Here is a 23,873-nt window from a genome sequence, read left to right on the forward strand (position 1 = left end):
ATGAACCTCGAACGACAGAGCTTTGACATCGACGAGCCGCAGGCCGGCCCGAGCTGGGCGCCGAAGAACTGGCCGCTGATCGACAGCGACGATATGACCGCCGCGCTCGACCCGCAGCAGATGCAGGTTGCGGTCAAAGCCGCGGCGGCGAAGGCCGGAACGCCGCTGCCCGCCGCCGAGGTCGAACGCGCCGCGAATGATTCGATCCGCGCGATGATGCTGATCCGCACCTATCGCGTGCGCGGGCATCTGGCGGCGCAGCTCGATCCGCTCGGCCTGACGCAGCGCGAGCTTCCCGCCGATCTCACTCCCGAGTTTCACGGCTTCGTCGGCGCCGATCAGGATCGCCCCGTGTTCATCGGCGGTGCGCTCGGTCTCGAAAAGGCGACTGTACGTGAAATCGTATCGATCCTGCGCGCCAATTACTGTGGGCATGTCGGCCTCGAATATATGCACATCGCCGATGTCGAGGAGCGTCGCTTCCTGCAGGATCGGATGGAGGGCGCCGACAAGCGCGTCGAGTTCACCAAGGAGGGCAAGCAGGCCATCCTCAAGAAGGTGATCGACGCCGAGGAATGGGAAAAATTCCTCGCCAAGAAATATGTCGGCACCAAGCGTTTCGGGCTCGACGGCGGCGAAGCGATGATCCCCGCGATGGAAGCGATCATCAAATATGGCGGCCAATACGGCTTGCGCGAGATCGTGTACGGCATGGCGCACCGCGGGCGGCTCAACATGCTCGCGAACGTGATGGCCAAGCCCTATCACGTCATCTTTCACGAATTTTCGGGCGGCAGCGCGAACCCCGACGATGTCGGCGGCTCGGGCGACGTCAAATATCACCTCGGCACCTCGACCGACCGCGAGTTCGACGGGATCAGCGTCCATATGTCGCTCGTCCCCAACCCTTCGCACCTCGAGGCGGTCGATCCGGTCGTGCTCGGCAAGGTGCGCGCGCAACAGGTCCACCGCGACGATCTCGACAAGCACGAACAGGTGCTGCCGGTGCTGATCCACGGCGACGCGGCGTTCGCCGGACAGGGGATCGTGTGGGAGTGCCTCGGCTTTTCGGGCGTTCCCGGTTACAATACCGGCGGCTGCATCCACTTCATCGTCAATAACCAGATCGGTTTTACGACGAGCCCGCAATTTGCCAGATCGTCACCCTATCCGTCGGACGTCGCAAAGGGCGTGCAGGCGCCGATCCTCCACGTCAACGGCGACGATCCCGAGGCGGTGACCTTTGCGTGCAAGCTCGCGATCGATTTCCGCCAGCAGTTCAAGCGCGATATCGTGATCGACATGTGGTGCTATCGCCGCTTCGGCCACAATGAGGGCGACGAGCCGAGCTTTACCCAGCCGCTGATGTACAAGAGCATTCGCAAGCACCCGCCGGTGAGCGAAATGTTCGCGGCGCGGCTGGTCGAGGAAGGCGTGATCGACGGCGATTTCGTCGCGCAGCACCGCGCCGAATTTACGGCCTATCTGGAGGACGAGTTCAAGCTTGGCGCCAATTACAAGGCGAACAAGGCCGACTGGTTCGCCGGACGCTGGTCGGGCCTTTATGCGCCGAAGGATGAAGGCAGCACCCGCCGCAACGTCGAAACGGGCGTCGAGCGCAAGCTGTTCGACGCGATCGGCCGCACGATCACGACCGTTCCCGACGACGTCGACGTTCACAAGACGCTCCGCCGCGTGATCGACGGCCGCGCCGAGATGTTCAAATCGGGCGAGAATTTCGACTGGGCGACCGGCGAGGCACTCGCCTTTGGCACGCTGATCAGCGAAGGCTATCAGGTCCGTCTGTCGGGACAGGACTCGGGCCGCGGAACCTTCAGCCAGCGCCACGCCGTCTGGGTCGACCAGACGACCGAAGCCAAATATGTGCCGCTGAAAACGCTGCCGCACGGCCGGTTCGAGGTACTCGACAGCCCGCTGAGCGAATATGGCGTGCTCGGCTTCGAATATGGCTATGCGATGGCCGATCCCAAGAGCCTCGTGCTGTGGGAAGCGCAGTTCGGCGACTTTGCGAACGGCGCGCAGATCATGATCGACCAGTTCATCGCGTCGGGCGAAGCCAAGTGGCTGCGCGCCAACGGCCTCGTGATGCTGCTCCCGCACGGTTATGAAGGGCAGGGGCCGGAGCATAGCTCGGCACGGCTCGAACGCTTCCTGCAACTGTGCGCGGGCGACAATATCCAGGTGTGCAACATCACCACGCCGGCCAATTACTTCCACGTGCTGCGCCGCCAGATGCTCCGCGATTTCCGCAAGCCGCTGATCATCATGACGCCCAAGTCGCTGCTGCGCCACAAGCAGGCGGTCAGCAGCCGCGACGAATTCCTGGGCGACAGCCATTTCATGCGGATCAAGTCCGACCTGAACCCGCCCGCCGACGACAAGGTCAAACGCCTTGTCCTCTGCTCGGGCAAGGTCGCCTATGACCTGATGGAAGCGCGCGACAGCGCCGGGCTCGACGATGTCAGCGTCGTGCGCGTCGAACAGCTCTACCCCTTCCCGGGCGAAGCGCTTGCGATCCGGCTCAAGCGGATGAAGAATCTCGAAGCCCTGGTCTGGGCGCAGGAAGAGCCGCGCAACAATGGTGCATGGTTCTTTGTCGAGGAACTGATCGAGGAATCGCTGAACGAGGCGGGGCACAAGGGCATGCGGCCGCGTTATGCCGGTCGGCACGCCGCCGCGTCGCCCGCGACCGGCCTGATGAGCCGCCACCAGACCGAACAGGCGGCGCTCGTCGCCGATGCGCTCGGCCTCGACGTCCGCGCGGAAATTCGCCGCACCAAGACCAAAGCCTGACACCCCGCAAGGAAATTGCCAATGACAACCGAAGTCAAAGTTCCCACTCTCGGCGAAAGCGTCACCGAAGCGACGATCGGCGAATGGCTGAAGCAGCCCGGCGAGGCGGTCGCCGTCGACGAGCCGATCGCCAGCCTCGAAACCGACAAGGTCGCGATCGAAGTGCCTTCGCCGGTGGCAGGGGTGATGGGGCAACAGGTCGTCGCGGTCGGCGACACGGTCAACGTCGGCGCGGTGATCGCGACGATCGAAGCCGGCGACGGCAAGACCGCCGCACCCGCTGCAGCCAAGGCCGAGGCGAAGGCCGAAGCCGCCGCACCTGCGCCCGCGACGTCGGGCGGTGACAGCGTTGATACCGTGACGACGATGTCGCCCGCGGTCCGCCGCCTCGTGCTCGAGCATGGCCTCGACCCCACGAAGATCAAGGGCACCGGCAAGGACGGCCGACTGACCAAGGAAGATGTGCTCGCCGCCGCCAACGCCGCGCCCGACGCGTCGCCCGCGCCGGCCCCCGCCGCTGTGGCGCCCGCGCCCGCTGCGGCGCCGGGCCGTCAGGAAGAGCGCGTCAAGATGACGCGCCTGCGCCAGACGATCGCCAAGCGGCTCAAGGCTGCGCAGGACACGGCGGCGATGCTGACGACCTTCAACGACGTCGACATGTCGGCGGTGATCGAGGCGCGCGCCAGGTACAAGGACCTGTTCGAAAAGAAGCACGGCGTCCGCCTGGGCTTCATGGGCTTTTTCAGCAAGGCCGCCTGCCTCGCGCTCAAGGACATTCCGGCGGTCAACGGCCGGATCGACGGCGACGAGATCGTCTATAACAATTATATGGACATTTCGGTCGCGGTCAGCGGGCCGAGCGGGCTCGTCGTTCCTGTCATCCGCAATGCCGAGACGCTGAGCTTTGCCGAGATCGAAAAGACGATCGGCGACTTCGGCAAGCGCGCCAAGGACGGCACGCTGACGATGGACGACATGACCGGCGGCACCTTCACCATTTCGAACGGCGGCGTGTTCGGATCGCTGATGTCGACCCCGATCATCAACCCGCCGCAGTCGGCGGTGCTCGGCCTTCACCGCATCGAGGACCGCGCGGTGGTCGTGAACGGCGAAGTCGTCGTGCGGCCGATGATGTATCTGGCGCTGAGCTATGACCATCGCCTGGTCGACGGCCGCGAGGCGGTGACCTTCCTGAAGACGATCAAGGAAGCGATCGAGGACCCGACGCGGTTGCTGATCGATTTGTAACGGAGGCGCCAAATTTGCCGTTCTTGATGTTTCTTGGAACCATCATGATCTGGATTGCCGCCGCCACGGCGATTGTGATCATTCGATCGATTGGCGCACGGTATAAGAATAACGATATCGATTTCTCGTCGCGGCGGCGGAAAGAAGCTGTTTGGGTTACTTGGTTGATCAGATTTATTGTCGTCGCGGCGATATTTGGTCCTCCGACCCTGTTTTTCTCATATGTGTATCGGCTCCTCCCCTGACAATAGAGTGCGCCGCAAGCTTAGGTGACTATCATGGCTGATTACGACTACGACGTTCTTGTCATCGGTGCCGGTCCCGGCGGTTATGTTGCGGCGATCCGCGCGGCGCAGCTGGGGCTGAAGACCGCGTGTGCCGAAGGGCGCGGGACGCTGGGCGGAACGTGCCTCAACGTCGGCTGCATCCCGTCGAAGGCGATGTTGCATGCGTCGGAGTATTTCGAGGCGGCGGCGGGCGGCATGATGGCCAAGATGGGCGTGATGGTCGAACCCAGGCTCGACCTCGACGCGATGCACGGCCAGCGCAAGGACGCGGTCAAGGGTCTGACCGGCGGCATCGAGATGCTGTTCCGCAAGAACAAGGTCGACTGGCTGAAGGGCTATGCCAAATTCACCGCCGCCGACACGGTCGAGGTCGACGGCAAATCCTATCGCGCCAAGAATATTGTCGTCGCGACGGGGTCGTCGGTGACGCCGCTTCCCGGTGTGGAAGTCGACAATGACAAGGGCGTGATTGTCGATTCGACCGGCGCGCTCGAACTCGCCAAGGTTCCCGGGCACATGGTCGTCATCGGGGGCGGGGTAATCGGGCTCGAGCTCGGCAGCGTGTGGCGCCGCCTGGGCGCCAAGGTGACCTGCGTCGAATTCCTCGACCAGATCCTGCCCGGCATGGACGGCGACGTTCGCAAGGAAGCGAACAAGATCTTCAAGAAGCAGGGCATCGAATTCAAGCTCAAGACCAAGGTGACGAAGGCCGAGGTGAAGGGAAGGAAGGCGGTGCTGACGCTCGAACCCGCCGCGGGCGGCGAGGCCGAGACGCTCGAGGCCGACGTCGTGCTCGTGTCGATCGGCCGGCGTCCCAACACCGACGGCCTCGCACTCGACAAGGCGGGGCTGACGACCAATCAGCGCGGCCAGATCGAGACCGACCATGATTTCCGCACGAGCGTTCCCGGCATCTGGGCAATCGGCGATGTCGTTCCCGGCCCGATGCTCGCGCACAAGGCCGAGGATGAAGGCATTGCCTGCGCCGAAAATATCGCCGGGCTGACGGGAATCGTGAACCACGATGTCATTCCGTCGGTCGTTTATACCTGGCCCGAAATCGCCGGCGTCGGTCTGTCGCAAGAGCAGGCGGTCGAGAAAGCGGGCGGAGATAAGACCGCGGTCAAGGTCGGCAAATTCCCGATGCTCGGCAACAGCCGCGCCAAGACCAATCACGAGCCCGACGGCTTTGTGAAGGTGATCGCCGACGCCAAGACCGACCGCGTGCTCGGCGTCTGGTGCATCGCGAGCGTCGCCGGGACGATGATTGCGCAGGCCGCGCAGGCGATGGAATTCGGCGCGACGTCCGAAGACATTGCCTACACCTGCCACGCGCACCCGACGCACAGCGAGGCAATCAAGGAAGCCGCGATGGCGGTGACGGGGAAGCCGATCCACATCTGACCGGTCGGGCCGGGTCCGCGGCGCGCTATGCTTCCATCATGGCGCGCCAGCGGTCCATTGCATCGGCGCTCCAGACCTCCCGCGGCGACGGGTAAAAATCGGCGAAAGCGGGGATGCCGTCGGGCAGCGCAACCCACGCCTGCTTGCTGCTGGTGAAAATATGGACGTCGGGCGGGCAGGCGTCGGGATTATCGAGCGTGCCGACGCGGACGAAGGAACTGCGCCGTCCGGCGTTGGGATAGTGGCTCCACAGCGCGACGCGGCAGCGCGGACAACGTGCTATTTCCTGCCCTTTTCCACTTTCAGACGGCGTCATGACCAGATCGGGACTGCCCTCGACTTCCAGCCGGTCGGATTCGATCAACGCATTGATGACAAAGGCGCTGCCGGTTTCACGCTGGCACCAGCGGCAATGGCAACAATGCACGATCATCGGCGTAGCCGTCATTTGGTAGCGCAGGCTGCCGCAGGTACATCTTCCCTCCATCGCCAATCTCCTCGCGCCGTCCATTGTGCGGACGTCGGCACGATGTTAGCTCGACGATCGATGGAAACTCAAACCCTGATCCGCTTGCTCGACGTGATCGGCATCGGCGTTTTTGCGCTGTCGGGCGCGTTGATGGCGGTACGGATGCGGCAAACGCTGGTGACAGCGAGTTTTTTTGCGCTCGTGACCGGCGTCGGCGGGGGCAGCGTGCGCGACCTGCTCATCGGTGCGCCCGTGTTCTGGGTGCAGGACGGAGTCATAGCGGCGGTGTGCATTGCGATCGCCCTGATCGTGTGGATCACCCCCGAACGCTGGTGGCGCGGAAAGCTTCTCGAATGGGCCGATGCGGTGGGGCTTGCCGCCTATGCGGTGTTCGGGACGGCGAAGGCGCTGGCATGGGGCGTGCCGCCCGTTCCTGCGCTGCTGATGGGGGTGATTACCGGTTGTGTCGGCGGTATCATCCGCGACGTGCTCGCGGGCGCGCCTTCGATCATCATGCGCCCCGAAATCTATGTCACCGCCGCGGCGCTCGCCTCCGGGCTTTTCCTTCTGCTCCTGTGGCTGAGCGTTCCGACCGCACTTGCTGCGCCGCTCGGCGCACTCGCGGGTTTCCTGCTGCGCGGCGCGGCGATCCGCTGGTCGCTCGCGCTGCCCATATATGGGACAGGGCGCGGCGATCCGGCCTGAGCGCGCAAGAAAGGCTTAACGAAGCCGTCATAGCCCATCGCCCGCGAAACATGCGGGTGGCGTCCATGGATACGCTGTTGATCGCCTTTGGCGCCGGGGTCGACCCGGCGGGATGCGGCATGTCGTGTCGCGGGAGCGCGCCGGCCGGGCCGTGGCTGCTGGCCGCGTCGGCGGCGATGATCGTGATGATGCTGCTCGAGCCGCAGCACCGACCACGCGGCATCGAGGCCCTGTATCAGCGCATGCAGCAGATCCTTGCGAGGGCAAAGCGGCGCCGGAGCTTGCCAAATTGCCGATTTGTGGCACGTTCAACTAGTGAACATCGATGTCAGCACCATCGAGCGTCTGCCATTCGGGCCGTATAGCGCCGCAGAGAACAGGGATTTTTCATGAGTATCGCCCAGACGACCGTAAACGGCATCACCATCACCTTCGAAGACAAGGGACCCCGCAATGCGCCGGCCATCCTGCTGGTGATGGGGCTGGGCGGACAGTTGACCCTGTGGCCCGACGAGTTCGTCGATGCGCTCAACGCGCATGGCTTTCGCACGATCCGCTACGACAATCGCGATGTCGGCCTGTCGACGCGGTTCGACGCGGCGGGGGTGCCGAACCTCAAATGGATGTTCGTGAAGGCTGCGCTCGGCCTGCCCGTGCGCCCCGCCTATACGCTGTCGGACATGGCGGCCGACGGAATGGCGCTGCTCGACCATCTGGGCATCGCGCGCGCCCACATCGTCGGCGCATCGATGGGCGGGATGATCGCGCAGCATGTTGCGGCCAACTGGCCGGACCGCGTGCTGTCGCTTACTTCGGTGATGTCGACGACGGGCAATCGTCGCCTGCCGCGTGCGCGCAAGGAAGCGATGCAGGTGCTCGCCAACCGGCCGATGAGCGGCGATCCCGAAGACATGATCGCCTATTCGATCAACGCCGCGCGCGTGATCGGAAGCCCCGGCTATCCCGCCGCCGAGGAGCGGCTGCATCGCCGCGTGCGGTCCGACTTTGAACGCGGATGGTATCCGCAAGGGGTCGCGCGGCAAATGGCGGCGATCGTCGCCGACGGCGACCGTCGCCCGATGCTGAAGCGCATCACCGCGCCGACGCTCGTCATCCACGGCGAGGACGACCCGCTGGTGCCCGTTGCGGCCGGGCGCGACACTGCCGCCAATATCGCAGGGGCACGGCTGATGACGATTCCCGGCATGGGGCATGACCTGCCGCTCGCGCTCGTCGACACGCTCGCGGACGCAATCGCCGAGCACGCCAAGGGTGTTGCCGTCGCGGCCTGATCTATTTGAGCAATAGCGCCAGCTGCGCGAACAGTCCGTCGGGCACGGCGGACGGGCGCGGCGCGGCGGGCAGATAGGCGCGGCAGTCGAGGCACGCAGCCTGGATCGAGCCCGCATTGGCGAGCATCGCCAGATCCTGCACCAGCCGCCGTTCGGCCATCTGGCGGTTGAGCGCCGCAATGCCGAACCAGCCGCGTGGGAGCGCCGCGCTTTCCTGTTGCTCGGCGCCGGTCAGGCTGGCGAGCATCTTTGAAAATTCGCTCGGCTCGTCCTCAAAATATTTCGCGTGATAGTCGCCCTCGATTTTCGCGAGTTTTGCCGCGGCCGCCATCGCGTCGCGCAGGCCGCCGAACTGGTCGACAAGGCCGATCTGGCGCGCGGTGCCGCCCGCCCAGACGCGGCCTTCCGCAATCGGCAGCACCTTATCGAGTGGCTGCTTGCGGCTCTTGGCGACAAGGCCCGTGAAGCGCGCATAAACGTCCTCGACGCTCGCCTGCGCGAGTGCGTTGAACTCGTCGTTGATCCCGCCAAAGAGGTCGGGCTGCCCCGACAATGGTGTGGTCGTTATGCCGTCGGCGTTGACGCCGATCTTGGCGAGCGTGCGGTCGAAACTCGGCAGGATGCCAAAGACGCCGATCGAGCCGGTGATCGTGTCGGGCTCGGCAAAGATGCGGTCGGCGGGTGTTGCGATCCAATAGCCGCCCGACGCCGCGACATTGGCCATCGAGACGACGATAGGCAGCTTCTTCGCTTTCGCCGCGAGCAGCGCCTGGCGGATCTGTTCGGATGCCATCACCGATCCGCCCGGCGAATCGACGCGCAGAACGATGGCCTTCACCCCGTCGGCGGCGGCGGCATCGAGGATATGCTGTGCGATGGTCTCGCCGCCTGCGAGGCCGTTGGGTGCGTCGCCGTCGACGATTTCGCCGATGACGGGCACGACCGCAATCGCGCTGCCGGGCGTCTTCGGCGGGTTGGCGGCAACCCAATTGTCGAGCGGGATCGCGTTGAACTCCCACGGGCGCTCGTCATTCATCGTGCCGCTGATCTCTGCAACGCGGCGGCTGAACGCCATCCGGCTGCCCAGCTTGTCGACGAGCCCGGCGTCGGCCGATGCCTTCGACAGGTCGTTCCCCGCCGCGCGCACCGCGTCGGCAGGGCTTGCGACAAAGGCGTCGACCTTGGCTTTCGGTCGCGCCTTTTTGACGTCGCCAAGCCATTGCTCCCAGAGCACGCCGGCATAAGCGAGGTCGGCCTCTTTGGCCTCGGGTGACTGGTCGCTGCGCAGAAAGGGCTCGACCGCGCTCTTGAAGGTGCCGACACGATAGATGTGCGTGGTGACGCCCAGACGGTCGAGCAAATCCTTGTAATAGAGGCGCGATCCGCCCGGGCCCGCGATGGCGACCCCGCCAATTTCGTCGACCCAGATTTCGCTGGCATGCGCGGCGAGTTGATAGCTGTCGGTCGTATAGGCGGTGGCAAAGGCGAGCACCGGCTTCTTTTTGGCGCGCACCTTGTCGATCGCGTCGCCGATATCGGCAAGCGAGACCTGCCCGCCGCCAAGGAAGCGGTCGAGGTCGAGCACGACCGAGGTGACACGCTTGTCCTCGGCCGCGGTTTCGAGCGCGTGGACGATGTCGCGCGTGCGATATTCGCGGAACTGCTGGCCGCCCGACAGCGCGGCGAGCGGGTCGATCTCGGCTGGCTGTTCGGTGACGATGCCGTCGAGTTCGAGCAGCAAAGCGCCATTGGATACCGGAAGCCCGGCATTGGGACGCCCCGCGAGAAGCCCGAACAGTGCGACAAAGAAAAGTAACAGGAAAACCAGCGCCAGCCCGTCCTTGATCGCGACGAGCAAATTCCACACCTTGCGCGGAAAGCTGGTCGTGCTCTTGGGCTTGTCGTCGCCGGGCAGCGGCCGCCGGACGGGAATGGCCCACGGGCCGGCGGGATTCTGGGGAGCGTTGGCGCTGGTGTCGTTCATGCGCGCAAATCTAGGCGCGCGCCCGGACGATGGCAATGCACGCTTCGACGGGTGTTCCTTGCCGACCCATCGACGACGTTACAGCCAGCCCTCGCGGCGATACCAGCGCACGGTTTCGGCGAGCGCATCTACGGTGTCGACGTTCGGGCGCCACAGCCCGGCGGGAGGGCGCGCGCCCTGCGTGACCACCCAATCGGGATGCGCGATATAGCGCGCGCGGTCGGGGGTCAGCTTGGCGCGGCCGCGGCGCAAGAGCTTGTCCAGACGTCCCCCCGCCTTGAGGATGGTCGCGGGAATGGCGAGGGTCGATACATGGTGCCGCCCGACCGCGCGCCCGATCGCGCGCGCGAAGCTGCGGTGCGACCAGCCGTCGGGGCGGCCATCGTCGGGTTCGTAGATGGCACCGATACTCGCATCGCGATCCGCGACGAGCGCGACGAGCAGGCGCGCGAGGTCGTCGACATAGATCGCCGACATTCGCCCGCGGGGCGGCAGCAACGCGATGCCGCGCCGCGCCATGCGGAACAGGTCGAGCATCTCGGTATCGCCGGGGCCGAACACCGCGGGCGGGCGCACGATCGTCCAGTCGAGCCCGCTTGCCCGCACCACCTTCTCGGCACGGTCTTTCGACCAGCCATAATCGGACAGACCGGGTTCGCGCGCGGCGAGCGACGAGACATGGACGAAGCGCGTGACACCCGCGCCGCGCGCGGCGTCGACGACATGGCCCGTTGCCGTGGCGTTTCCCGCCTCGAACGCTGCGCGGTCGGGAACGTTGACGACCCCCGCAATGTGCAGCAGCGCGTCGCTTCCCTTCGCCATTTCGGCGAGGCTGTCGGGGCGGTCGAGTGCGCCCGCAATCCAGGTGACGCCTTCGCGTTCCTCCTGCGGGCGGCGCGTGAGCGCGCGAACGTGCCAGCCCGCGGCAAGCGCGGCATCGAGCGTCGCACGGCCCACGAAGCCGGTCGCGCCGGTCATCGCGAGCACCGCCTGCGTCACAGCAGCACCATATGGTCGCGGTGAACCATCGCGGCGCGGGGCGAATAGCCGAGCGCGGCTTCCTGTGCATCGCGGCCGAGCCCGCGGATTGCCGCGGCATCGGCGGCGGGATATTCGGCAAGGCCGCGTGCGACCGTGCGTCCATCGGGACCGGCGATGTCGAGGATGTCGCCGCGCGCGAAATCGCCGCTCACCTCGGTCACCCCTGCCGCCAACAGGCTCGCACCGCCGCGCAGCGCCTTGACCGCGCCCGCATCGATCGTCAGCCGTCCGCGTGCGGTGAGCCCGCCCGCGAGCCATGCCTTGCGCGCGCTCGCGCCCTTTTCCGCGACGAAAAGCGTGTGCCGCGCTTCGGTCGAAAGCGGCCGTTCGATGCGGCCGGAAGCGATGGCGAGATGTGCGCCCGCGGCATTGGCGATGCGCGCCGCGGCGATCTTCGACACCATGCCGCCCGACCCCATCCCCGACGCCGATCCGTCATCGGCCATCGCCTCGATCGCGGCGTCGATACGCTCGACGCGGCCGATGTGCACCGCGCCGGGCTGCGCGGGGTTGCGGTCGTAGAGCCCGTCGATGTCGGAGAGCAGGACAACCCCCGCCGCGCCCGCTGCCTGCGCGACGCGCGCGGCGAGCCGGTCGTTGTCGCCGAAGCGGATTTCCTCGGTCGCGACGCTGTCATTCTCGTTGATCACGGGCACGACGCCGAGCCCGAGCAGGCGGTCGAGCGTCGCGGCGGCGTTGAGATAGCGGCGGCGATGCTCGAGGTCGTCGAGCGTCACGAGGATCTGCGCCGCGGTCAGCCCTTCTTCCCCGAGCACGTCGGCCCAGACGCGGCTCAATGCAATCTGCCCTGTTGCGGCGGCTGCCTGCGCATCCTCGAGGCTCGCGCGCCCGCCCTTGGCAAGGCCGAGCCGCCGCGCGCCGAGTGCGATCGCTCCCGACGACACGACCGCGACTTGTTGCCCCGCGCGCGTCCGCCCGGCAATGTCGGCCGCGATGCCCGCCAGCCAGTCGCGCCGCACCGCGCCGCTATCGTCGACGAGCAGCGCCGATCCGATCTTGACGATCAGGCGGGGGCAGGAGGCGGGGGCGAACAACATGCGCAGCCGATAGCGTGCAGGCGCGAAGGTGCCAATGCGAATATCCGGGTGGCCGGCGCCCGATTATGCTATGGCGCGCACCTCACCGAGCCTTCTGGAGAGTCGCGAACCCCTTGGTGGTGAGGAGCGAAATCATGGCTGACACTCTCAACGAAGAGAAACTGCACGCCTTTGTAGGCAAGATGCTGGGCGACCTGGGCGGTGCGATGAGCGTGCCGACTGCACGGATCGGTTTCCGGCTCGGGCTGTTCGACGAATTGGCGAAGGGCGCGGCGAGCGCGGGCGAGTTGGCCGAAAGGGCGGGCAATCTTCACGAGCGCTATGTCCGCGAATGGGCGCTGGCGCAGGCGGCGAACGGCTATATCGACTATGACGCCGCCACCGACCGATTCAGCCTGTCGCCCGAGCAGGCGATGGTGTTCGTCGATCCCGACAGCCCCGTCTATCTCGCCGGGGCATTCGAAATGGTCGCCGCGACAATCGAGGCCGAGCCCAAGGTCGAACAATGTTTCCGCAAGGGCACGGGGGTGCGCTGGGGCGACCATGCGGGATGCCTGTTTTGTGCGACGGGCGCCTTTTTCCGTCCGGGTTACGTCAATCATATCGTGCAGGACTGGATTCCGGCGCTCGACGGGATCGAGGCACGGCTCAAGGAGGGGGCAAAGGTCGCCGATGTCGGCTGCGGGGTCGGCTTTTCGACGTTGCTGATGGCCGATGCCTATCCCGACAGCGAATTCGTCGGCTACGATTTCCATGGCCCGTCGATCGAGGAGGCGCGTCGTCATGCCGAAGGGCATGGCTATGGCGATCGCGTCCGCTTCGAGGTCGCGACGGCCAAAGACATCGCCGAGGAGGATTTCGACCTGATCACCATGTATGACTGCCTCCACGACATGGGCGATCCGCGCGGCTGTGCGTCGCACATGCGGCGCATCTTGGCGAAGGATGGCGTATGGATGATCGTCGAGCCGATGGCCGGCGATACGCCCGCGGACAATATGAACCCCGTAGGAAGGCTCTATTACAACGCCTCGACGATGATCTGCGTGCCGACGTCGCTCGACCAGGAGGTGGGCGAGGGCCTCGGCGCGCAGGCGGGCGAGACAAAGCTGTCACAGGTCATCCGCGAAGGCGGATTTTCCGAAGTGCGCCGCGCCACCGAGGGGCCATTCAATATGGTGCTGGAGGCGCGCGGAGCCTAGCGGCTGCCCCCCGAAGGTGTAGCTCAGCGCGAGGCCAACGGACGGCTGATCGCGCGAGCCGAGCTGGCGCACGACCGGCGACCGCGCCGCATCGCCGACAAGGCGGTCATAGCGGCCATAAACCGCGACGCCCCAGTTGCGATCGATCTGCTTCAGAACGCCGGCGGTTACGCCCACAGACGTGATGCCGCCGCCGGGGCGATAGGCTGCAAGTCCCGAGGCGGCCGAATCGACCGGCGCGACGCCAACATAGGCGCGATGGAACTTCGCATCGCCCAGCGTCACGCGGGGACCGATCGACACCAGCCACTCGTCGCCGTCGCGCGCGACATAGTCGGCGCTGATCTCGCCGACCCAGCCGTCATGGCCCGAGAGCGCCTTGCGCCCCTCGACCCGCACGCGCAGCTCGGGGGCGACCCACATTTGCGCGAAAGCGCCCGCTTCGATGCTGAAGCCGACGGTTGGAAGCGGCGCTCCGATGTCGCGCGCGCTGCGCTTGCCGATGAAGCCGAGCGCGGGGCCGAACTCGAAGCGTCCGCTTTCGATCAGGGGCGAGCCAAAACTTTCGTCCGGCGCCTCGAAGGTGAAATTGCGCCCCTCGCGTGCCCGCGAAAAGTCGAGATAGGGGCCGACCCCAAATTTGTCCGCCCCCGGCCATGATGGCGAGATTTGCGGACCGGCAAGCAGGCGGGTGCGTTTCGCAGGATCTGCCCCGTCCTGCGCCGCGGCGGGCGCGATAGCGACGGATAACAGAAGCCCGGCGAGGGCAACCCGCCGGGCGAGAGGATGCAGCATCGGAAACTCCTTGGTTGCTTTAAGCAATCCCCCGAGGCCGTGTTGGTTCCTCAGATCGGCGACCAGTCGTCGGCGCCTTCCTCGTCGGCCTCGTCGGCGCCGGGTTCGGGCAGGCCGACCGCTTCGAGCAGCCTGTCGAGTACCGCGTCGATACCCGCGCCGCTTGCGCCCGACAACGCCATCACCGGCTGGCCGCTCGCTTCGGCGAGTTCGGCGGACAGCGCGGCGATCAGTTCGTCGTCGAGCGTGTCGACCTTGTTGAGCGCGACGATGACCGGCTTGTCGATCAGGTCGGCGCCATAGGCCTCGAGTTCGTCGCGTACGACGCGGTAACTGGTCGCGACGTCGGTGTCATTGGCGTCGACAAGGTGCAGCAGCACGCGGCAGCGCTCGATATGGCCGAGGAAGCGGTCGCCGACTCCGGCGCCTTCGGCGGCGCCCTCGATCAGCCCCGGAATGTCGGCGACGACGAACTCATGCCCCTTGTGGCTGACGACGCCGAGCTGCGGGCGCAGCGTGGTAAAGGCATAGGCGCCGACCTTCGCCTGCGCGTTGGTCACCGCGTTGATGAAGGTCGACTTGCCCGCATTGGGCAGGCCGACGAGCCCCGCATCGGCGAGCAATTTCAGCCGCAGCCACACCCACATTTCCTCGCCCGGCCAGCCGGGTCCGTGCTGACGCGGCGCGCGGTTGGTCGATGTCTTGTAGCTCGCATTGCCGCGCCCGCCGTCGCCGCCGCGCAGGAAGACAATGCGTTCGCCTTCCCTGGTCAGGTCGGCGAGCAAGCTGCGCTCGTCGTCGTCGGCAAGGATCTGCGTTCCGATCGGAACCTGGATGACAAGGTCGGGGCCGCCCGCGCCGGTACGGTCGCGCCCTGCGCCGGGGGTTCCGCGCTTTGCCTTGAAATGCTGCGTATAGCGAAAGTCGATCAGCGTGTTGAGCCCTGCGACCGCCTCGAAAATCACGTCGCCGCCCTTGCCGCCGTTGCCGCCGTCGGGGCCGCCATATTCGATATATTTCTCGCGCCGAAAGCTGACCGCGCCGGGGCCGCCGTCGCCCGACTTGATGAAAATCTTGGCCTGATCGAGGAAATGCATGGCGGGGTCTCTGGTGGCGGGAGGAGGGGACTAAACGTCAAGCCCCCCGCGATGCGAACGGGGAGGGAGGCGGGGCGACATAGCGACTGCGCAGCGAAAAGGCCAGTCGGCTATTCCTCCGCCTTGCCCCCATGCTCTGCCCAAAAAGCCGTGATGCGCCCGGTAATCAGCTCGGTCGCGAGCGCGCGCGCGGTGTCGCGCGGCAGGCCCAATGCTTCGGCCATCGGCCCGCCGAGCTGCGAATCCCCCATCGCCATCAGCACGAGCGCGAGCGTGTCTTCGTGCATCAGCCGCTTTTCGTGGGCGTCGGGGGTCATGCCATCGATCAGCCGGTGGATCGCGTCGATGATCGGGTCGAGCGCGTCGTCATTGCCCGTCGCTGCCATCCAGGTCGCGAGCGCCCCCGCGCCGCCGCTGTCGAACGCGTCGAACGCCAGATCGACGATCTCGCGCACATTGCGGTCGCCGGGGGGCGAGGCGGCCATCTTTTGCCCGATCGTGTCGCATACCGTGTCGGCAAGATAGGCCGCGAGCGCCTTTTGCAGCCCGGCGGCGCTACCGAAATGGTGGAGCAGGTTCGCGTGCGTGCGCCCGATGCGCGCCGCGACGGCCTTCAGCGTCACCGCCTGCGGACCCATTTCGATGAGGATCTGCCGCGCGGCTTCGAGCGAAGCGGACCGGCTTTCCTCCGGACTCAGGCGCTTCTTTGCAATTGACACCACTGTAAGTAACCCTTAATTTGCCCCATGGGTTTTGTACGACCCCCAACCCCTTTCCGACGGAGAGGCCGATATGTCCAGCGTTTCGCTCAGTCCGACACCGGACGACCTGACCATCACCCCGCGTGATCGCCGCTTCGGACGCGACGATGCGCAGGGGCGCTGGTGGCTGAACGGCGACCCGATCGCTTCGGCTTTTCACACCGCGCTTTCGGTGACGTTTCCGAAAGGCGAGGCGATGTTCATCGAGGCGGTGAAGGCGCATCGTGACGGCGTGCCCGACAAGCTCGCGCGCGAAATCCGTGCCTTCACCCAACAGGAAGTGATCCACAGCCGCGAGCATGTCGTCTTCAACCGCAAGGCGGCGGAGGCGGGCTACGAACTGACCGAACTCGAGGCTGACGTCGACGAGGTGATGGCGATCATCAAGGCGCGTCCGCCGATCGTCAATCTGATGGCGACGATCGCGCTCGAACATTATACCGCGATGCTCGCCGCGGTGATGCTGAGCGATCCGGCAATGTATGAGGGCGCCGAACCCGAATGGGCGGCGCTGTGGCGCTGGCATGCGATCGAAGAGATCGAGCACAAGGGCGTCGCCTATGACACCTGGCTCCACGCGACGAAGGATTGGAGCCGCTTCCGCCGCTGGCGCGCCAAATCGCTGATGATGCTGCTCGTCACGTCGCGTTTCTGGCCGCGCCGCGTGAAGGGCATGAAGGCGTTGTTGCGGCAGGACGGGCTCTCGGGCTGGCGCGTGACGGCGCGTATCTGGTGGTATCTGCTCGGCAGGCCCGGCGTGCTCCGGCGCAGCCTGCCCGCATGGCTGTCCTATTTCCTGCCGGGGTTTCATCCGTGGAACCACGACGACCGCGCGCTTATCCGCAAGTTCGATAGCGACTATGCCGATGCGGTAATGCCGGCGGCGGCCGCCTGAGCGCAACGTCGGTCGCGCAGAGGCTGGACGGCGCGGCGCTCCTTTCCTAATCGGGTGGTGTCCGATCGGACCTTTCCCGATCGGGCACGGGGACGGCGTCATGCAGCCACAGATGACCGCGGCCGAGGTGGGACAGATCGAGCTTCAACTCGCGGGTCGCGACGCGCTGCTCGAATTCGGGTGTGGCGGCAGCACTATCGTCGCGGCGCGGCAGGTGCAGCGGATCGTCAGCGTCGACAGCGATCTTGCATGGCTCGACAAGGTTGCGGCCGCACTGATCGATGCGCCGGTCGAATTCAACCCGGTTCACGCCGACATCGGACCGGTCGGCGAATGGGGCTATCCGACGAGCGAAGACAATATCCGTCATTGGCCGAGCTATCATATGCAGGTCTGGCGGCATCTGCGCGGCAGTCCCGACGCGGTGCTGATCGACGGGCGGTTTCGCGTCGCCTGCCTGCTCCAGTCGATCATCCACTGCAAACCCGACTGCATTTTCCTGTTTCACGATTTCAATGACCGGCAGCACTATCATGGCGTTCTGAAGCATGCCGATGTGCTCGCGCGCGTCGATACGCTGGCGGTGCTGCGCGCCAAACGGCAAGTCGACGGCAAGGCGGTTCTGCACGATCTTTTCGACCATTTCCTCGTCCCCGATTGACCGGCGGAACCGCAATGCGGCATGGCGGCGTGATGACCAGTACGCCCCCCGTTATCGAGACCGCGCGCATGCGCCTTCGCCCGCAACGACTTGGTGACAAGGATGTTCATATTGCGATGTGGGCCGACGAGCGCGTGACGCGCTTCATCGGCGGCGAACCGCGCGCACCCGATGTCAGCTGGGGCAAATATCTGAGTTCGGCGGGGCTGTGGCCGGTGATGGGGTTCGGCTATTGGGTGTTCGCCGACCGCGCGGACGACCGGCTGATCGGCATGGGAGGCCTCAGCTATTTCTGCCGCGGCATTGCGGAGCTGGAGGGCGTGCCCGAAGCCGGCTGGGCGTTCGACGCCGACCATTGGGGCGCAGGCTATGCGACCGAGGCGATGACCGCCGCGCTCGGCTGGGCCGACGGCCATCTCGATGCCAAGGAAGTGCGCTGCATCATCGATCCGGGTAACGCGGCCTCCGAACGCGTCGCGGCCAAGCTCGGCTTTGCGCGCATCGGCGACAGCGACGCGTTGGGGGGCGTCGTCGCAATCTATTCGCGGCCGAAGGGCGGGTAATAAATCCTCCCCGGAACGGGGAGGGGGACCGCGAAGCGGTGGAGGGGGCTATCGGCATTGAGCGGCGGTTGCAGGACGCCACCCCCCTCCGTCAGCGCTTCGCGCTGCCACCTCCCCACAAGTGGGGAGGATAAGCTTTTTCAAACCAACTCCACGACCAGCAAGCCGCCGTCGGCGCTGACGACGCGCACCTTGGCGCCCTCGACGGCATCGGGACCGCGCACCGGCCATTCGCCGTCGCCGACCTTGACGCGCCCGCGGCCATCCTCGATCGCACGGGTCACGGTAAGAATTTCACCGACGAGCCGTCCCCCGCGCTCGTTGAGGTGCGGATCGGCCGATGTGATCGGGTTTGCCTTGAGCCAACGCCGCGCGCCATAGAGCGCGACGAAGGACAGCACGGCAAATATTCCGAGCTGGGCGGGGATCGACAGCGGGACGACCCACGCGATCACGCCGGTAACGACCGCCGCCGCGCCGAGCCAGATCAGGAAAAATCCCGGCATCACAATTTCGGCGGCGGCGAGCAGAACGCCGAGCGACAGCCACATCCAGTGCGGCTCCATATTGGTCAGCCAGTCGGGCATGTCAGGCTCCCTTGCGTTCGATAGCGTCGCGCGCAAGTTCGCCGATGCCGCCCAGCGTACCGATCAGCTGCGTCGCCTCGACCGGGAAGAGGATTGTCTTGCTGTTCGGGCTCGTCGCAAACTGGCTCACCGCCTCGACATATTTCTGCGCGATGAAATAGTTGATTGCCTGCGCGTTGCCGCTTGCGATCGCGTCGCTGACCATCGTCGTCGCCTTCGCTTCGGCCTCGGCCTCGCGTTCGCGCGCCTCGGCGTCGCGGAAGGCTGCCTCACGGCGACCCTCGGCCTGGAGGATTTGGCCCTGCTTCTCGCCCTCGGCGCGCAGGATTTCGGATGCCCGCATGCCTTCGGCTTCGAGGATGTTGGCGCGCTTTTCGCGTTCGGCTTTCATCTGCCGCGCCATCGCGTTCGAAATGTCGGCGGGCGGGCGGATGTCCTTGATCTCGACACGGGTGATCTTGACCCCCCACGGCGTCGTCGCATCGTCGACGACATGGAGCAGGCGAAGATTGATCTCGTCGCGCTTAGACAGCGTTTCGTCGAGGTCCATCGAGCCCATGACGGTACGCAGGTTGGTCGTCGTCAGGTTCATGATCGACAGATACAGGTCGCTGACCTCATAGGCGGCCTTGGCGGCGTCGAGCACCTGGAAGAACACCACCCCGTCGACCGCGACCATCGCATTGTCCTTGGTGATGATTTCCTGCCCGGGAATATCGAGCACCTGTTCCATCATGTTCACCTTGCGCCCGACGCGGTCGAAGATCGGCATGATGAAGTTGAGTCCCGGCTGCGCGGTGTGCGTGTAGCGGCCAAAGCGTTCGATCGTATAGGCATAGCCCTGCCGGACGGGCGTCAACGCCCAGACAAGGAAGACCAGAGCCAGAACGACCAGCGCGAGCGCGAATTCCATCGATAATCCCCTCTAGCAGTTGAACTCTGCGTACCCGCCTTTCTTATTGCGGCATTGGCGTCGCTGCGCCACAGAAAAGCGCATGACTTTGCCCGATTTTGCTCCGCGTTCGTTGCTTTATGTGCCCGGATCGAACACGCGCGCGCTCGAAAAGGCGGCGGGACTCGCTGCCGATATGCTGATCATCGACCTCGAGGATGCGGTGCCCGCGGACTGCAAGGACGAAGCGCGGGCGGCGATGCGCGCGGCGGTGACGGCGGGCTTTCCGGGCAAGCGTGTCGCGGTGCGGATCAACGGCAGCGGCAGCGCGCAGCAGGCGGACGATCTCGCGGCGATCGAGGGGCTCGCACTCGACGCGGTGGTGCTTCCGAAGGTCGATGTTCCCGCCGATCTCGACCCGGCGCGTTCGCTCGGCCTCCCGCTTCTTGCCATGATCGAGACGCCGGTCGCCATCTATGCGGCGCGCGACATCGCGGCCGATCCGGCGGTGACGGGATTGATCGCGGGGCTCAACGACCTCGCGCACGAACTGAAACTGCCGGACGGGACGGACCGCGGAGCGATGAGCCATGCGATCCAGGCCATCGTGCTGGCGGCGCGCGCGGGCGGCATTTGGTGCTTCGACGGAGTTTATAATGCCATTGACGACGCCGAGGGCTTTGCTGCCGAGGCTGCCGGAGGGCGGCGGCTCGGTTTCGACGGCAAGACGTTGATCCACCCGTCGCAGGTCGACCCGTGCAATTCGGCCTTTGCTCCGACCGAGCGCGAGATCGCGGCGGCCGAGGCACTCGTCGCGGCGGCGACCGGCGGGGCGCAGCGGCACGAGGGGCGGATGGTCGAGGATATGCACGTCGCCGCGGCGCGCGCGCTGCTCGCCCGCGCGGGGCGCTGACCGGTCTGCCGTTCGTCTTTCGACGAACGACGCTTGCCTCGTAATGAGCCTCATGCCATGCGGCGCGCCCATGCAAGCAACAAAATTTCGCGCCGCTCTTGCGGCCGTCGCTCTTTCGGCCCTGTCTCTCTCCGCAACTCCAGCGCACAGCGCGGACGCCCCGATTACCGAGTCCGATCTAGCGGCCCATATCAAGATTCTTGCCGATGACATGTTCGAAGGGCGCGCGCCGGGAACGGCGGGCGAGGACCGGACAATCGGCTATATCGTCGGCGAATGGGCCAAGGCGGGTCTGGTTCCGGTTCCGGGCAGCAAGACACCCTGGCTCCAGCCTGTTCCGCTGATCGAGGCACAGGCGCTGGCCGCCAGCGCGACGTTCAAGGTCAAGGGGCGCGACTTTGCGCTCGAGGACGATGGCGTGATCCTGACGGGGCGCGAGGCGGCGGTCGCGCTCGCCGATCTGCCCGTCGTTTTCGTCGGCTATGGCGTCGACGGGGCGGGCAAGGTCAACGCGGACGTCAAGGACAAGCTGGCGGTCATGCTGTTCGACAATGCGCCCTTCGGCGACAAGCTGCCGCGTTATCGCGAGCGGCGCCAAATGCTCGCCGATGCGGGCGCCGCCGGCGTGCTGGTGATCGCGACCGATGCTCTGCCCTGGGCGCAGCTGCGCGACGCGCTGGCGGGCAAGACGACGCGGGCCGCGAGCGCGAAGGCGGGCGCACCGATCAGCGGATTCATCTCGCTCGAGGCGACCGACGCCCTGTTCCGCAAGGCGGGCGAGGACGGCGCGGCCTTGCGCGAGGCGGCGCGTTCGGCGGACTATCGCGGAACGGCGCTGCCCGTGACCGCCGATCTTGCTGCGACGACGGCGGTGCGCGCCTATGACAGCCACAATGTGGTCGCCAAGCTGCCGGGCGCCAGGCCCGACGGCAAGGCGGTGCTCTTCCTCGGCCATTGGGATCACCTCGGCATTTGCGCACCCGAGGGCGAGGCCGACCGCATCTGTAACGGTGCCGTCGACAATGCGAGCGGTATCGCGGTGCTGATCGAGGTCGCCAAGCGGCTCGGTTCGGGCGTGCGGCCCGACCGCGACATTTATTTCCTCGCGACCACGGCAGAGGAAATGGGGCTGCTCGGCGCGCATCGGTTTGCGAGCGATCCGTCAGTGCCGCTCAAGGATATCACCGTCGCGCTCAATATCGATACCATCGCCATTTCGCCGCGCGGCACCCCCGTCGCGACGATCGGGCGCGGCAAGCCCGCCTATGACGCAGTCGTGCGCGAGGTCGCGACGAAACTCGGCCGCAAGCTCGACGAGGACGGCGAGGCCGACGCCTTCATCCAGCGCCAGGACGGCTGGGCATTGGGGGCCAAGGGCGTGACGTCGCTGATGGCGGGCGGCAGCTTTTCGGACATGACGCTGCTCCAGAAATTCCTGGGCAGCGACTATCACAAGCCCGGCGACAATTATTCCGAGGCCATCGAGCTTGGCGGTGCTGCGGAGGACGCCGATCTCCACGTCGGCCTCGGCCGGGCGTTTGCCGACACGAAACGGTGGCCGGGGAAATAAGGTCCGGTCAGCGGGTCAGGACGAAATAGGCGACGTAGAACCAGCTGAAAATACCGTGGATGATCGCCCACAGCACCGACTGGTGCGTGGTGAAACTGATCGCGATGGCGAGCGCGCTGCCAAAGCCGATCCCGTTGCGGATCGCCTCGTGACGGACAACGACGCGCCGCTCGGTCATGCCGCCTGTTTGGCGCGGTCGCTCATTTCCTGATTGAGCATTTCGGCAAGCAGGAACGCGAGCTCCAGCGATTGCCCCGCGTTGAGGCGCGGGTCGCAGTGGGTGTGATAGCGGTCGGCAAGATCCATCTGGGTCACGTCCATCGCGCCGCCGGTGCATTCGGTGACATTCTGGCCGGTCATCTCGATGTGAATGCCGCCGCCATGCGTGCCTTCGGCGCGGTGGACGGCAAAGAAGCCGCGCACTTCGGCGAGGATGCGCTCGAACGGGCGCGTCTTGTAGCCGGTCGATGTCTTGATGACATTGCCGTGCATCGGGTCGCACGACCAGACGACGGGGTGTCCCGATTCCTTCACCGCGCGCACGAGCCTGGGCAGGTGCGCCTCGATCTTGTCGTGGCCGTAACGGGTGATCAGCGTCATCCGCCCCGGCACATGATCGGGGTTGAGCGTGTCGAGGAGCCGCAGCAGCGTATCGGCTTCAAGGCTCGGGCCGCACTTCATGCCGACCGGATTGCCGATCCCGCGCAGATATTCGATATGCGCCGACCCTTCGAAGCGGGTGCGATCGCCAACCCACAGGAAATGGGCCGAGGTGTCGTACCAGCCGCCGGTCAGGCTGTCCTGCCGCGTGAGCGCCTGCTCATAGGGGAGCAGCAGCGCCTCGTGGCTGGTGTAAAAGCTCGTGCCCTTGATCTGCGGCACGGTTTCGGGCGTCACACCGCACGCTTCCATGAAGGCAAGCGCTTCGGAAATGCGCGCGGCGGTTTCCTGATATTTCTTGGCCCACGGGCTGCGGTCCATGAAGTCGTGCGTCCAGGCGTTGACCTGATGCAGGTTCGCATAGCCGCCGCCGGCGAAGGCGCGCAGCAGGTTGAGCGTCGCCGCCGCCTGGCTATAGGCGCGCACCATGCGGCGCGGATCGGGCTCGCGGCCCGCGGCCTCGAAGGCGATGTCGTTGATGATGTCGCCGCGATAGCTGGGCAGCGCGACACCGTTCACTTCTTCCATGTCGGCCGAGCGCGGCTTGGCGAATTGTCCCGCCATCCGGCCGAGCTTCACCACGGGCATCTTCGAGGCAAAGGTCAGGACCACCGCCATCTGCAGGATCACGCGGAACGTGTCGCGGATATTGTTCGGATGGAATTCGGCAAAGCTTTCGGCGCAGTCGCCGCCCTGGAGAAGGAAGGCCTTGCCCTCTGCCACGCGCGCGAGTTCGCTCGTCAGTTCGCGCGCCTCGCCTGCAAAGACCAGCGGCGGATAATTCGCAAGTTCGCCTTCGGCCGCCGCGAGCGCCGCCGCGTCATTATAGGTCGGAAGCTGGCGGGCTTCGTGCGTGCGCCAGCTATGCGGTTGCCAAGTCTTCGTCATATCAAGGGTCTTCTAGTTCCAAATGGGCCGAAACGCGACTCGCGCGCCGCAATGGCGCGAATAGCCGCGGGGCGCAAGGTTGGAGAA

24 protein-coding genes are annotated in these 23,873 nt (G+C 65.9%); 13 read left to right on the forward strand and 11 right to left on the reverse strand.

What is annotated here, in order from left to right:
• From JI743_RS13945 to lpdA, 4 genes are read left to right on the forward strand one after another with little or no spacing between them, the layout of a single operon-like run.
• The gene (locus tag JI743_RS13945) at positions 1-2,814 is read left to right on the forward strand and encodes a 2-oxoglutarate dehydrogenase E1 component (protein WP_201928948.1); all 2,814 of its coding nucleotides are present in this window, start codon (positions 1-3) and stop codon (positions 2,812-2,814) included.
• A gap of 21 nt (positions 2,815-2,835) precedes the next feature.
• Entirely contained in the window at positions 2,836-4,062 is a 1,227-nt protein-coding gene (gene odhB, locus JI743_RS13950) for a 2-oxoglutarate dehydrogenase complex dihydrolipoyllysine-residue succinyltransferase (protein ID WP_201928949.1), read from the forward strand.
• 44 nt (positions 4,063-4,106) lie between these two features.
• Complete coding sequence (locus tag JI743_RS13955; protein ID WP_201928950.1) at positions 4,107-4,307, forward strand: hypothetical protein; 201 nt, start codon at positions 4,107-4,109, stop codon at positions 4,305-4,307.
• Positions 4,308-4,340: 33 nt separating this feature from the next.
• The gene (lpdA, locus tag JI743_RS13960; protein ID WP_201928951.1) at positions 4,341-5,753 is read left to right on the forward strand and encodes a dihydrolipoyl dehydrogenase; all 1,413 of its coding nucleotides are present in this window, start codon (positions 4,341-4,343) and stop codon (positions 5,751-5,753) included.
• A 25-nt stretch (positions 5,754-5,778) separates the two neighbouring features.
• On the opposite strand, the gene JI743_RS13965 is transcribed toward lpdA, so the two are convergent.
• On the reverse strand, positions 5,779-6,240 hold the full coding sequence (locus JI743_RS13965) for a GFA family protein (RefSeq protein WP_201929126.1): 462 nt from the start codon (positions 6,238-6,240) through the stop codon (positions 5,779-5,781).
• Between the two features lie 60 nt (positions 6,241-6,300).
• Here JI743_RS13965 and JI743_RS13970 point away from each other — a divergent pair, with 60 nt between their 5' ends.
• The 3 genes from JI743_RS13970 to JI743_RS13980 all read left to right on the forward strand — a co-directional run bounded on the left by JI743_RS13970 (position 6,301) and on the right by JI743_RS13980 (position 8,219).
• On the forward strand, positions 6,301-6,927 hold the full coding sequence (locus JI743_RS13970) for a trimeric intracellular cation channel family protein (protein WP_201928952.1): 627 nt from the start codon (positions 6,301-6,303) through the stop codon (positions 6,925-6,927).
• A gap of 65 nt (positions 6,928-6,992) precedes the next feature.
• Positions 6,993-7,292, forward strand: coding sequence for a hypothetical protein (locus tag JI743_RS13975; protein WP_201928953.1), 300 nt, complete (start codon positions 6,993-6,995; stop codon positions 7,290-7,292).
• A 24-nt stretch (positions 7,293-7,316) separates the two neighbouring features.
• Complete coding sequence (locus tag JI743_RS13980) at positions 7,317-8,219, forward strand: alpha/beta fold hydrolase (protein ID WP_201928954.1); 903 nt, start codon at positions 7,317-7,319, stop codon at positions 8,217-8,219.
• A 1-nt stretch (position 8,220) separates the two neighbouring features.
• Here JI743_RS13980 and sppA read toward each other — a convergent pair whose 3' ends face one another.
• The 3 genes from sppA to proB form a co-directional block, all read right to left on the reverse strand.
• Entirely contained in the window at positions 8,221-10,203 is a 1,983-nt protein-coding gene (gene sppA / locus JI743_RS13985) for a signal peptide peptidase SppA (protein ID WP_201928955.1), read from the reverse strand.
• A gap of 78 nt (positions 10,204-10,281) precedes the next feature.
• Positions 10,282-11,181 (reverse strand): NAD-dependent epimerase/dehydratase family protein, encoded by a 900-nt coding sequence (locus JI743_RS13990; protein WP_201929127.1) that lies wholly within the window; start codon positions 11,179-11,181, stop codon positions 10,282-10,284.
• A 17-nt stretch (positions 11,182-11,198) separates the two neighbouring features.
• Entirely contained in the window at positions 11,199-12,302 is a 1,104-nt protein-coding gene (gene proB, locus JI743_RS13995) for a glutamate 5-kinase (RefSeq protein WP_201928956.1), read from the reverse strand.
• 134 nt (positions 12,303-12,436) lie between these two features.
• Here proB and JI743_RS14000 point away from each other — a divergent pair, with 134 nt between their 5' ends.
• Positions 12,437-13,504, forward strand: a complete 1,068-nt coding sequence (locus tag JI743_RS14000; protein WP_201928957.1) for a class I SAM-dependent methyltransferase — start codon at positions 12,437-12,439, stop codon at positions 13,502-13,504.
• On the opposite strand, the gene JI743_RS14005 is transcribed toward JI743_RS14000, so the two are convergent.
• The 3 genes from JI743_RS14005 to JI743_RS14015 form a co-directional block, all read right to left on the reverse strand.
• Positions 13,415-14,299 carry a MipA/OmpV family protein gene (locus tag JI743_RS14005; RefSeq protein ID WP_201928958.1) on the reverse strand — a complete coding sequence of 295 codons (885 nt, stop codon included), beginning with the start codon at positions 14,297-14,299 and terminating at the stop codon, positions 13,415-13,417. The two genes, JI743_RS14000 and JI743_RS14005, sit on opposite strands and share 90 nt — an antisense overlap.
• A 50-nt stretch (positions 14,300-14,349) precedes the next feature.
• Positions 14,350-15,396 carry a GTPase ObgE gene (obgE, locus tag JI743_RS14010; RefSeq protein ID WP_201928959.1) on the reverse strand — a complete coding sequence of 349 codons (1,047 nt, stop codon included), beginning with the start codon at positions 15,394-15,396 and terminating at the stop codon, positions 14,350-14,352.
• A gap of 110 nt (positions 15,397-15,506) precedes the next feature.
• Positions 15,507-16,115, reverse strand: a complete 609-nt coding sequence (locus tag JI743_RS14015) for a TetR/AcrR family transcriptional regulator (RefSeq protein WP_201929130.1) — start codon at positions 16,113-16,115, stop codon at positions 15,507-15,509.
• 73 nt (positions 16,116-16,188) lie between these two features.
• On the opposite strand from JI743_RS14015, the gene JI743_RS14020 reads away from it, so the two are divergent.
• From JI743_RS14020 to JI743_RS14030, 3 genes are all read left to right on the forward strand, one after another.
• Positions 16,189-17,052, forward strand: coding sequence for a metal-dependent hydrolase (locus tag JI743_RS14020; protein ID WP_201928960.1), 864 nt, complete (start codon positions 16,189-16,191; stop codon positions 17,050-17,052).
• A 100-nt stretch (positions 17,053-17,152) separates the two neighbouring features.
• Positions 17,153-17,713, forward strand: coding sequence for a hypothetical protein (locus tag JI743_RS14025; protein WP_201928961.1), 561 nt, complete (start codon positions 17,153-17,155; stop codon positions 17,711-17,713).
• A 32-nt stretch (positions 17,714-17,745) separates the two neighbouring features.
• Positions 17,746-18,276, forward strand: a complete 531-nt coding sequence (locus JI743_RS14030; RefSeq protein WP_201928962.1) for a GNAT family N-acetyltransferase — start codon at positions 17,746-17,748, stop codon at positions 18,274-18,276.
• Positions 18,277-18,416: 140 nt separating this feature from the next.
• Here the strand turns inward: JI743_RS14030 and JI743_RS14035 are convergent, their stop codons facing one another.
• Both JI743_RS14035 and JI743_RS14040 read right to left on the reverse strand, forming a co-directional pair.
• Positions 18,417-18,863 (reverse strand): NfeD family protein, encoded by a 447-nt coding sequence (locus JI743_RS14035; protein WP_201928963.1) that lies wholly within the window; start codon positions 18,861-18,863, stop codon positions 18,417-18,419.
• 1 nt (position 18,864) lies between these two features.
• On the reverse strand, positions 18,865-19,776 hold the full coding sequence (locus JI743_RS14040) for an SPFH domain-containing protein (RefSeq protein ID WP_201928964.1): 912 nt from the start codon (positions 19,774-19,776) through the stop codon (positions 18,865-18,867).
• An 82-nt stretch (positions 19,777-19,858) separates the two neighbouring features.
• On the opposite strand from JI743_RS14040, the gene JI743_RS14045 reads away from it, so the two are divergent.
• Together JI743_RS14045 and JI743_RS14050 are read left to right on the forward strand one after the other, a co-directional pair.
• Entirely contained in the window at positions 19,859-20,668 is an 810-nt protein-coding gene (locus JI743_RS14045; protein WP_201928965.1) for an HpcH/HpaI aldolase/citrate lyase family protein, read from the forward strand.
• 211 nt (positions 20,669-20,879) lie between these two features.
• Positions 20,880-22,238 (forward strand): M28 family peptidase, encoded by a 1,359-nt coding sequence (locus JI743_RS14050; protein ID WP_236660010.1) that lies wholly within the window; start codon positions 20,880-20,882, stop codon positions 22,236-22,238.
• A gap of 7 nt (positions 22,239-22,245) precedes the next feature.
• Here JI743_RS14050 and JI743_RS14055 read toward each other — a convergent pair whose 3' ends face one another.
• Together JI743_RS14055 and JI743_RS14060 are read right to left on the reverse strand one after the other, a co-directional pair.
• Positions 22,246-22,416 (reverse strand): hypothetical protein, encoded by a 171-nt coding sequence (locus JI743_RS14055; RefSeq protein ID WP_201928967.1) that lies wholly within the window; start codon positions 22,414-22,416, stop codon positions 22,246-22,248.
• Positions 22,413-23,786 (reverse strand): class II 3-deoxy-7-phosphoheptulonate synthase, encoded by a 1,374-nt coding sequence (locus JI743_RS14060; RefSeq protein ID WP_201928968.1) that lies wholly within the window; start codon positions 23,784-23,786, stop codon positions 22,413-22,415. Before JI743_RS14060 ends, JI743_RS14055 begins: the two co-directional genes overlap by 4 nt.
• Positions 23,787-23,873 lie beyond the last annotated feature (87 nt).

The sequence above is a fragment of the Sphingopyxis jiangsuensis genome, assembly GCF_016734905.1.
Classification (GTDB): Bacteria; Pseudomonadota; Alphaproteobacteria; order Sphingomonadales; family Sphingomonadaceae; genus Sphingopyxis; species Sphingopyxis jiangsuensis.

Bases quoted from the DNA above. Each gene is read 5' to 3' on its own strand.
- JI743_RS13955 (WP_201928950.1), top strand. From the start codon at position 4,107: ATGATCTGGATTGCCGCCGCCACGGCGATTGTGATCATTCGATCGATT.
- JI743_RS14025 (WP_201928961.1), top strand. From the start codon at position 17,153: ATGCAGCCACAGATGACCGCGGCCGAGGTGGGACAGATCGAGCTTCAA.
- JI743_RS13975 (WP_201928953.1), top strand. From the start codon at position 6,993: ATGGATACGCTGTTGATCGCCTTTGGCGCCGGGGTCGACCCGGCGGGA.
- JI743_RS13980 (WP_201928954.1), top strand. From the start codon at position 7,317: ATGAGTATCGCCCAGACGACCGTAAACGGCATCACCATCACCTTCGAA.
- lpdA (WP_201928951.1), top strand. From the start codon at position 4,341: ATGGCTGATTACGACTACGACGTTCTTGTCATCGGTGCCGGTCCCGGC.
- JI743_RS14040 (WP_201928964.1), bottom strand. From the start codon at position 19,776: ATGGAATTCGCGCTCGCGCTGGTCGTTCTGGCTCTGGTCTTCCTTGTC.
- obgE (WP_201928959.1), bottom strand. From the start codon at position 15,396: ATGCATTTCCTCGATCAGGCCAAGATTTTCATCAAGTCGGGCGACGGC.
- JI743_RS14000 (WP_201928957.1), top strand. From the start codon at position 12,437: ATGGCTGACACTCTCAACGAAGAGAAACTGCACGCCTTTGTAGGCAAG.
- JI743_RS14020 (WP_201928960.1), top strand. From the start codon at position 16,189: ATGTCCAGCGTTTCGCTCAGTCCGACACCGGACGACCTGACCATCACC.
- proB (WP_201928956.1), bottom strand. From the start codon at position 12,302: ATGTTGTTCGCCCCCGCCTCCTGCCCCCGCCTGATCGTCAAGATCGGA.
- sppA (WP_201928955.1), bottom strand. From the start codon at position 10,203: ATGAACGACACCAGCGCCAACGCTCCCCAGAATCCCGCCGGCCCGTGG.
- JI743_RS14060 (WP_201928968.1), bottom strand. From the start codon at position 23,786: ATGACGAAGACTTGGCAACCGCATAGCTGGCGCACGCACGAAGCCCGC.
- JI743_RS14035 (WP_201928963.1), bottom strand. From the start codon at position 18,863: ATGCCCGACTGGCTGACCAATATGGAGCCGCACTGGATGTGGCTGTCG.
- odhB (WP_201928949.1), top strand. From the start codon at position 2,836: ATGACAACCGAAGTCAAAGTTCCCACTCTCGGCGAAAGCGTCACCGAA.
- JI743_RS13970 (WP_201928952.1), top strand. From the start codon at position 6,301: ATGGAAACTCAAACCCTGATCCGCTTGCTCGACGTGATCGGCATCGGC.
- JI743_RS14055 (WP_201928967.1), bottom strand. From the start codon at position 22,416: ATGACCGAGCGGCGCGTCGTTGTCCGTCACGAGGCGATCCGCAACGGG.
- JI743_RS14005 (WP_201928958.1), bottom strand. From the start codon at position 14,299: ATGCTGCATCCTCTCGCCCGGCGGGTTGCCCTCGCCGGGCTTCTGTTA.
- JI743_RS13945 (WP_201928948.1), top strand. From the start codon at position 1: ATGAACCTCGAACGACAGAGCTTTGACATCGACGAGCCGCAGGCCGGC.
- JI743_RS13990 (WP_201929127.1), bottom strand. From the start codon at position 11,181: ATGACCGGCGCGACCGGCTTCGTGGGCCGTGCGACGCTCGATGCCGCG.
- JI743_RS14050 (WP_236660010.1), top strand. From the start codon at position 20,880: ATGTTCGAAGGGCGCGCGCCGGGAACGGCGGGCGAGGACCGGACAATC.
- JI743_RS14030 (WP_201928962.1), top strand. From the start codon at position 17,746: ATGACCAGTACGCCCCCCGTTATCGAGACCGCGCGCATGCGCCTTCGC.
- JI743_RS13965 (WP_201929126.1), bottom strand. From the start codon at position 6,240: ATGGAGGGAAGATGTACCTGCGGCAGCCTGCGCTACCAAATGACGGCT.
- JI743_RS14045 (WP_201928965.1), top strand. From the start codon at position 19,859: ATGACTTTGCCCGATTTTGCTCCGCGTTCGTTGCTTTATGTGCCCGGA.